The organism is Fusobacterium sp. (assembly GCF_030528405.1).
Classification (GTDB): Bacteria; Fusobacteriota; Fusobacteriia; order Fusobacteriales; family Fusobacteriaceae; genus Fusobacterium.
In genome coordinates, this window is the sequence record NZ_JAUMYY010000027.1 from 14,400 (window position 1) to 22,544 (window position 8,145).

General features: G+C 27.2%; 8 protein-coding genes and 2 pseudogenes. 6 read left to right on the forward strand and 4 right to left on the reverse strand.

All coding sequences use genetic code 11. The annotated features are described in order from the left end of the window. The 3 genes and pseudogenes from Q4A58_RS05640 to Q4A58_RS05650 form a co-directional block, all read right to left on the reverse strand. Positions 1-305: pseudogene (locus Q4A58_RS05640) on the reverse strand (cobalamin biosynthesis protein); the annotation flags it as partial. A 29-nt stretch (positions 306-334) separates the two neighbouring features. Beyond that, positions 335-1,264, reverse strand: a complete 930-nt coding sequence (locus Q4A58_RS05645; protein WP_303117333.1) for a DUF4299 family protein — start codon at positions 1,262-1,264, stop codon at positions 335-337. A gap of 107 nt (positions 1,265-1,371) precedes the next feature. After that, positions 1,372-2,145, reverse strand: a pseudogene (locus tag Q4A58_RS05650) (cobyric acid synthase); the annotation flags it as partial. Positions 2,146-2,366: 221 nt separating this feature from the next. On the opposite strand from Q4A58_RS05650, the gene Q4A58_RS05655 reads away from it, so the two are divergent. Together Q4A58_RS05655 and Q4A58_RS05660 are read left to right on the forward strand one after the other, a co-directional pair. Beyond that, a complete protein-coding gene (locus tag Q4A58_RS05655) occupies positions 2,367-3,881 on the forward strand; it encodes a DUF1846 domain-containing protein (RefSeq protein ID WP_303117336.1) in 1,515 nt (504 codons plus the stop codon). Positions 3,882-3,985: 104 nt separating this feature from the next. After that, positions 3,986-4,273, forward strand: coding sequence for a hypothetical protein (locus Q4A58_RS05660; protein ID WP_303117339.1), 288 nt, complete (start codon positions 3,986-3,988; stop codon positions 4,271-4,273). A gap of 85 nt (positions 4,274-4,358) precedes the next feature. On the opposite strand, the gene trpS is transcribed toward Q4A58_RS05660, so the two are convergent. Then, positions 4,359-5,336 carry a tryptophan--tRNA ligase gene (gene trpS / locus Q4A58_RS05665; protein WP_303117340.1) on the reverse strand — a complete coding sequence of 326 codons (978 nt, stop codon included), beginning with the start codon at positions 5,334-5,336 and terminating at the stop codon, positions 4,359-4,361. Between the two features lie 151 nt (positions 5,337-5,487). On the opposite strand from trpS, the gene Q4A58_RS05670 reads away from it, so the two are divergent. The 4 genes from Q4A58_RS05670 to Q4A58_RS05685 all read left to right on the forward strand — a co-directional run. Next, the gene (locus Q4A58_RS05670; protein ID WP_303117343.1) at positions 5,488-6,261 is read left to right on the forward strand and encodes a TIGR00282 family metallophosphoesterase; all 774 of its coding nucleotides are present in this window, start codon (positions 5,488-5,490) and stop codon (positions 6,259-6,261) included. Continuing rightward, complete coding sequence (gene prmA / locus Q4A58_RS05675) at positions 6,258-7,193, forward strand: 50S ribosomal protein L11 methyltransferase (RefSeq protein WP_303117346.1); 936 nt, start codon at positions 6,258-6,260, stop codon at positions 7,191-7,193. The genes Q4A58_RS05670 and prmA overlap by 4 nt, the downstream gene beginning before the upstream one ends. Before the next feature lie 14 nt (positions 7,194-7,207). Then, positions 7,208-7,870, forward strand: coding sequence for a (d)CMP kinase (gene cmk / locus Q4A58_RS05680; protein WP_303117349.1), 663 nt, complete (start codon positions 7,208-7,210; stop codon positions 7,868-7,870). Between the two features lie 3 nt (positions 7,871-7,873). Beyond that, positions 7,874-8,145 (forward strand): glycosyltransferase N-terminal domain-containing protein (locus tag Q4A58_RS05685; protein WP_303117352.1); only part of this gene is annotated, 272 nt, incomplete at its 3' end.

An 8,145-nucleotide genomic window follows, 5' to 3' on the forward strand; every position in this document is an offset into this window, starting at 1 on the left:
ATTTTATAAACCTTTATTCCCTCATCAGCTAAACATCTCGTAGCCAATGTAGTATAGAGAAAAAAAATTTCAAAAAATGCTCCTAAATATGTAAAAAACAAAGAAATTAAGAATACTAGAAGCAAAGTTAGAGTATTTAAAATTACACCTGCTAAAATTCTATTTTTAAATCTGTATAGTATTTTTTCAAGAACAACTATCAATTTACCTATTACAATAACTGGATGATATATCCATCTAGGATCACCTAATATCAAATCCATAATATATGCTAAAGCAAATTTTACTGTAAAGTAATTAAACATTTTTTATTCTCCATTTTTCATGTTAAAAATCATTTTAGTAATTCCAAAATTTCTTCCTTAGTTAATGGTTCTATCATAATGTATGTTCCATCTATAAAGTTATACTTATTGATTGGGATCTTTTGAATAAACTCATCATAATTTAACTCTCCAGCAACATTATAACTCTCTCTATCATTTTCATCACCATCAATTGTAACTAAACTTATATTCCAAAAAGAGACCTCATCATTTTCTACTATTTCTAAATTTTCAAATTCAACATAGGGTTTATAAGGAAGAATTGTTCTTAGATTTTCTGTTAAAGTATATGAGCCCATAATTTTGCTATCTGCTTCATTAGCATAAAAAAATTGACGGGCTGAATAGGCATCCAAATATTGAATCTCTTTTATCATAGCCGAAAAAGTATCAATAGGATTCGCTGAATTATCTATTTCCTCTATCATTTTTTTATTTAAGTCTACAACTCTATTTACTCCAAAAATACTGTGTATTTGAGAATTATCTTCTTCTATCCTTGACGAAATTGATTTTATTCCAAAAAGTATATCACTTTCATAATCAAAGTCATCAATATTATTAACAGTGTAAACTTCCTCTCTCTCATTTGAAATTTCTGAATTAAATTTTTTAGCCAATGTTTTTATATATTCTAAAGCCAAAAGCCAATCTTCTCTTGAGCAAGGAGTATAAATTCTTACAGCATAATGCTTTTCTTCTTTGTCATAGGACAATTCAAAACCTCTTGCACTTTTTCCATCTTCCCCTATTAAAACACATTCATAATTAGAAATGGACGAAAATAAAAACTTATTAATATCAATACTTTCGTTAGAAAGATCAAAATTATAAGTCAAAAGTGGTCGTCCTAGAAAATCCAAGGCTTTTTCTACAGTTAAAACAGATTCATAACCTAAAAATTTTTTCTTATTTTTTACATAGAAACTTATACTCATATTTCCATTCTCTCCTTAAAACTTTAATTTGAATTAACTATCTCGTATATTTTATCAATATCAATATTGTCTCTGACTAATTTTTCTAACTTATCAAATTGTTCTTGTCTATACGCATTGTCATGAATTTTATATTCTCTAAATTTTGAATTTTTATCTTTCTCAGAAATGCTATCTTCATCTTCCAAATCTATATATTCATAGGGAAGAACTCCCAAAGTTGGAACTCCTGTAAGTTTTTCTATAATTTCAAATCCTGTTTTAAGAACTTTTGAATTTCCTCTAAATTTATTTATAACTATACCTTTTACTCTTCTTCTGTCCTCCTCAGATAAAAGCATAATCGTTCCATAAATAGAAGCAAAAACACCACCTCTGTCTATATCAGCTATAAGTATAACAGGAGCGTCTGCAACTCTTGCCATTCCAAAATTTGAAATATCTTCTTGTTTAATATTTATTTCGGCTGGGCTGCCTGCTCCTTCAATTACTACAATATCATTTTTTTCTTTTAATTCCTTGTAAGTTTCTTCTAAGATTGGTATCAAATTTTTTTTATAATTGTTATATTCTAATCCTGTCATTAATAATTTTTTCTCGCCTTTGATAAAAATTTGAATTTTTTTATCCTTAGTTGGTTTTAATAAAATTGGGTTCATTTTTACGCTTGCTTCTAAATTTGCAGCTTCTGCTTGAATTGCTTGCCCAACTCCCATTTCTTTTCCATCTTTAGTAAAAAAAGAATTTAAAGCCATATTTTGAGATTTAAAAGGCATAACTTTAAATCCATCTTTATAGAAAATTCTACAGAGCGCTGCTGCAAAGGTACTTTTTCCTGCTCCTGAAGATGTACCCATAATCATTATATTTTTTTTCTTCATTTTATCCCCTTAATCACTAATTTTTCTTTATGTCTTTGCATATTATATATTATATAAATTTATACTTAGTTAGTCAATTTTTATATTTTAATTTAAAAAGAAAAATCAAGAAAAAATTTTTATTTTTCAAAAATCATACTTTTAAAAATTTGTGGAACATGTTATATTATAGAGTCATGTTTTATTTTATATCTTTATTAATTTTTATGGAGGAATAATTTATGAAAATTGGGTTTGATCACAGCAAATATCTAGAGGAACAGTCAAAATATATTCTTGAAAGAGTTAATAACTATGATAAACTTTATCTTGAATTTGGTGGAAAACTTTTTAATGATTTACATGCTAAAAGAGTTTTACCTGGATTTGATGAAAACGCAAAAATTAAAGTTTTAAATAAACTTAAAGAAAAAATCGAAGTTATTATCTGTGTATATGCTGGTGATATAGAAAGAAATAAAATAAGAGGAGACTTTGGCATAACTTATGATATGGATGTCTTTAGATTAATCGATGATTTAAGAAGTCAAGAACTGGAAGTCAACAGTGTAGTTATTACTAGATATGAAGAAAGACCTTCAACTGAACTTTTTATAAATAGATTGGAGAGAAGAGGAATAAAAACCTATAAACATTTTGCTACTAAAGGCTATCCTACTGATGTTGAAACTATAGTTAGTGACGAAGGCTATGGAAAAAATCCCTATATAGAAACAACAAAGCCTATTATTGTTGTGACTGCTCCTGGACCTGGAAGTGGTAAATTAGCTACATGCTTAAACCAACTTTACCACGAATCAAAAAAAGGTAAGAGGGTTGGTTATTCAAAATTTGAAACTTTCCCTGTTTGGAATGTTCCATTAAAACATCCTTTAAACATTGCTTATGAAGCAGCAACTGTTGACTTAAATGATGTAAATATGATAGATCCTTTTCATTTAGAAAAATATGGTGAAATTGCAATAAATTATAATAGAGATATAGAAGCTTTTCCTTTGCTTAAAAGGATAATTGAAAAAATTACTGGAAAAGAATCTATATATCAATCACCTACAGATATGGGAGTTAACAGAGTAGGATATGGGATTATAGATGATGACATTATAAAAGAAGCTTCTAAACAAGAAATTATAAGAAGATATTTTAAAACTGCTTGCGATTATAAAAAAGGAAATGCGGATTTAGAAACTTTTAAAAGAGCTGAATTTATTATGCATAGTTTAGAATTAAAAGAAGATGATAGAAAAGTTGTTAAATTTGCAAGAGAAAAATTAGCCCTACTTAATATGGAAATGAAGGAAGATAAAAAAGATATTCCTTCTGCTTTAGCTTTAGAAATGAATGATGGTAAAATTATTACAGGAAAAAAATCCAATCTTATGGATGCACCTTCTGCAGCTATTTTGAATGCAATAAAATATTTATCAAATTTTGATGACGAACTTTTACTTATATCTCCAACTATTCTGGAACCAATTATTGAATTAAATGAAAAAGCATTTAAAAATAAAAAAATTCCGCTTAATTGTGAAGAAGTTCTAATTGCCTTAAGTATCTCTGCGGCAACAAATCCTATGGCTAAGGTAGCTCTCTCAAAACTCCCTCAACTTGAAGGTGTTCAAGCACATTCAACACATATTTTAGGAAGGAATGACGAACAATCTTTAAGAAAATTAGGAATAGATGTAACTTGTGATCAGGTATTCCCTACCGAAAATTTATATTATAATTCATAATATTAAAGTGAAATTACTAGACAAAAAGTAAGAAAAAGTATATAATTAAAGTAACAAGATACTTTACATTTATGTCATATAATTTAAGAAGGGAGAGTGGTTTTATGAAATATTTCCTATTTCCTTGTGAGAATGCTGGTAATGATATGGTTGTTGTTACTGTATTAGTTGATACTAATTGTGTTGATGTGAATGAAGTAATGAGAAAGGTCAAAGAAAAAGAACCGTGGAGAGATCAATATATTTTTTATTTGGTCGATGCTAATGGAAAAGTGGTTTGTAACTCTTTTGAATTATGTTGTCTTGAAAATCAATTCCATAATCTTTTTGCTACAAAAGAAGATACATTGAAATTTATAAATAATTTAAAAATTAATGGAAAAGAATTGTAAAAAATTAAATAAAATTTCTAAATAGTTCCAGATCTATCTGGAACTATTTTTATAGAAATTTTTTAAAGATTATAAATAAGATTATTTAATAAATATTTCCAATTAATCCAACGATTTCTTTGGCTTTTTTAACCTTTTCAATTGCAATCGCTCTTGCTTTTTTTGAACCCTCGTTTAAAATATCATAAACTAAATCCATATTATCTTTTAATTTTTCTCTTCTTTCTCTAGCTTCTCCAAAATATTCTAAAATAGAATCTAGCAATTCATTTTTCGCATGTCCATATCCAAAATTTCCAGCTAAGAATTTTTCTTTAAGCTCATTTTGTTTTGATATATTATTAAAAAGAGCATAGATTTTTGCAATATTATTATCTGGATTTTTAGGTTCTTCTAAAGGAGTAGAATCAGTCACTATACTCATAACCTGTTGTTTCAAAAGTTTTTTACTTGCAAACATATTTATTGTATTTCCATAAGATTTACTCATCTTTTGACCATCAGTTCCTGGAACTATTGCAGAATCATCTAAAATTAAAGGTTCAGGTAATTTAAAAAATTCTACACCATATTGCTGATTAAATTTCATGGCTATATCTCTTGTCATTTCTAAATGTTGTTTTTGATCTTTCCCAACGGGAACTAAGTCACTGTCATAAATCAAAATATCTGCAGCCATCAAAATTGGATAGGTTAAAAGTCCTGTATTTGGAAAAATTCCTTTTGCAATCTTATCTTTGTAAGAGTGTCCTCTCTCAAGTAATCCAACAGGAGTAATATTTGACAAAAACCATGTCATCTCTGTATGTTCAGGAACATTCGATTGAAGAAATATAGTTGATTTATTTGGATCAAGTCCTATAGCTAAGTAATCTAAAACTATATCATAAGTATTTTGTGCTAATTCTTTAGGATTAGTAAGTGATGTAAGAGAGTGATAATCAGCTATAAAATAGAAACCTTCATAACTATTTTGAAAATCCAAAAACTGTTTCATCGCTCCAAAATAATTACCAAGATGTAAAATACCACTTGGTTGTATTCCTGATAAACTTCTTTTCATATAGTGTTCTCCTTTTAAAATAATGTTTATTTTAATAACTTTTAGATTATAACATAGCAAAATTTAAAAGACAATATTCTAAAAATAAAAGAATATTTGTTTTTTTATGGTATAATATAGAGTAAAAATTTTAAATAGGCGAGGAATAAAAATGAAAATTTTAATAGTAGGAGATATAGTTGGCCATCCTGGTAGAAATACTCTAAAAAAATATTTAGAAAAATATAGAAATACATATGATTTTATAATAGTAAATGGTGAAAATTCAGCCGCTGGCTTTGGTATAACTGAAAAAATTGCTGAGGAATTTTTTTCATGGGGAGTGGATGTAATAACTGGTGGTAATCATAGTTGGGATAAAAAAGAAATTTATGATTATTTAAATAGTACAGATAGTCTTTTAAGACCTCATAACTATCCTGAAGAAGCTCCAGGAAAAGGATATGTTATTAAGGAGAAAAAAGCTTCAAAAATAGCTGTAATATCTTTACAAGGTAGAGTGTTCATGAATCCTGTTGACTGCCCTTTTAGAAGCCTAAAAAAATTAGTCGAAAAACTTAAAAAAACTACTAATAACATCATAGTTGATTTTCATGCAGAAGCAACTTCAGAAAAAATTGCTCTGGCTAGATATATATCAGGTGAAGTAAGTTTAATATATGGTACTCATACTCATGTTCAAACAGCAGATGAGAAAATCTTTGAAACAGGTACTGCATATATAAGTGATATAGGAATGACAGGTTCACAAAATGGTGTAATAGGAACTTTACCCGAAGTAGTCATAAATAAATTTTTAACTTCATTACCTCAAAAATTTGATATAGCTGAGGGAAATGAGTACTTAAACGGTTTAGAGATAAATTTAGATACAAAAAGTGGAAAAACAAAAAAAATAAAAAGAATAATTTGGAGTAAAGAATGAAAGTATTAGAAGCTAAACTTTTATATGAAAGTGATAATATAGAGAAATATAAAAAACTAATTTCAGATATCTTTTATAGTTTTGGAGTAACTGGTCTTAAAATTGAAGAACCTATTTTAAATAAAGATCCTCTAAATTTCTACAAAGATGAAAAGAAGTTCTTACAGTCAGAAAATTCTATTTCAGCTTATTTCCCAATGAATATTTATTCAGAAAAAAGGAAAGAAGCTTTAAAAAAGACCTTTGCTAATAAATTTAAGGATGATGAGAATATAGTATATAGTTTATGCTTTTATGAATATGATGAAGATGATTATCAAAACAGTTGGAAAAAATATCTTTTTGTTGAAAAAGTAAGTGAGAAGTTTATAGTAAAACCAACTTGGAGAAGTTATGAAAAAAAGAATGACGAATTTGTAATTGAACTTGATCCAGGAAGAGCATTTGGTACTGGTTCACATCCTACAACATCTTTGCTTCTAAAATTAATGGAAAAAGAGAATTTTTTTGATAAAAGAGTAATAGATATAGGAACAGGTTCAGGTATACTTATGATAGCAGCAAGTCTACTGGGTGCAAAGGAAATTTATGGAACAGATATAGATGAACTCTCTATAGAAGTTGCAAGCGAAAATTTACTTTTAAACAAGATAGATATGTCTCAAATAAAAATTTTGAAAGGAAATTTATTAGAAATTTTAAACAATGAGAAGTTCGATATAGTTCTTTGTAATATTTTATCTGATGTTCTTATAAAATTACTGGATGAAATAAAATTTATCTTAAAAAGTGAAAGTAAGGTAATGTTATCAGGAATTATAGAAGATAAGCTAGCCTCTATTATTTCAAAAGCAAAAGAGGTTGGATTAGAAGTTGAGGAAATTAAAGAAGATAAAGAATGGAGAGCTATAATTTTAAAAAAAGCACTTTAAAGCAGGGAGGATTTATGAAAAATTTTATAGTTGCAATAGATGGACCAGCAGGTAGTGGAAAAAGTACTATAGCTAAACTAATAGCAAATAAATATGGATTTACATATATAGACACAGGCGCTATGTATAGAATGATTACTCTTTACTGCTTAGATAATAATATAGACTTTGAAAATGAGCTAGCTATGAATAAAGTGCTAAATAACATTTCTTTGGATATGAATGAAGATAAATTTTTTCTAAATTCTAAAGAGGTTACAAAGGAAATTAGAGAACCTAGAGTAAATGCAAAAGTATCAAAAATAGCTAGTATAAAAGCTGTTAGAGAAAATTTAGTAAAATTACAAAGAAAAATAAGTGAAGGAAAAAATGTAATTTTAGATGGAAGAGATATAGGAACCGTTGTTTTTCCAGATGCAAATTTAAAAATATATCTTATTGCTTCTCCTGAAGAAAGAGCTAAGAGAAGGTATAAAGAGCTCTATCAGAAAGATACAGAACTTACTTATGAAGAAGTTTTAAAATCAATAAAAGACAGGGATTATATGGATAGCACCAGAAAGGAAAGCCCTCTTATCAAAGCAAAAGATGCTTTTGAATTTGATAGTACAGAAAAAAAGATAGAAGAAGTTCTAGACTTTATCTCTAAAAAAATAGAAGAAAAAATAAGGATGTAAACTATGTATAATTTTTTTAGAAACTTAATTTTATTTTTATCAAAACCCTTTCTTTCAAAGAAAAAAAAAGATTTTATAAAAAAAAGACTATTTCAAGATTTCTCTAATTTAAAAAAAGAAAATTATATCTGGATACATTGTTCTTCAGTGGGGGAAGTTAATTTATCTGAAAACCTTGTAAGGAAATTTTTTTCTATTTTTAAAATGAATATTTTAATTTCCACTTTTACAGATACAGGTTATGAAACTGCAAAGAAAAAGTATTCAAATTATCA

Coding starts and splice junctions, on each gene's coding strand:
- prmA (WP_303117346.1), top strand. CDS start 6,258: ATGAAAGTATTAGAAGCTAAACTTTTATATGAAAGTGATAATATAGAG.
- Q4A58_RS05660 (WP_303117339.1), top strand. CDS start 3,986: ATGAAATATTTCCTATTTCCTTGTGAGAATGCTGGTAATGATATGGTT.
- Q4A58_RS05645 (WP_303117333.1), bottom strand. CDS start 1,264: ATGAGTATAAGTTTCTATGTAAAAAATAAGAAAAAATTTTTAGGTTAT.
- cmk (WP_303117349.1), top strand. CDS start 7,208: ATGAAAAATTTTATAGTTGCAATAGATGGACCAGCAGGTAGTGGAAAA.
- trpS (WP_303117340.1), bottom strand. CDS start 5,336: ATGAAAAGAAGTTTATCAGGAATACAACCAAGTGGTATTTTACATCTT.
- Q4A58_RS05655 (WP_303117336.1), top strand. CDS start 2,367: ATGAAAATTGGGTTTGATCACAGCAAATATCTAGAGGAACAGTCAAAA.
- Q4A58_RS05670 (WP_303117343.1), top strand. CDS start 5,488: ATGAAAATTTTAATAGTAGGAGATATAGTTGGCCATCCTGGTAGAAAT.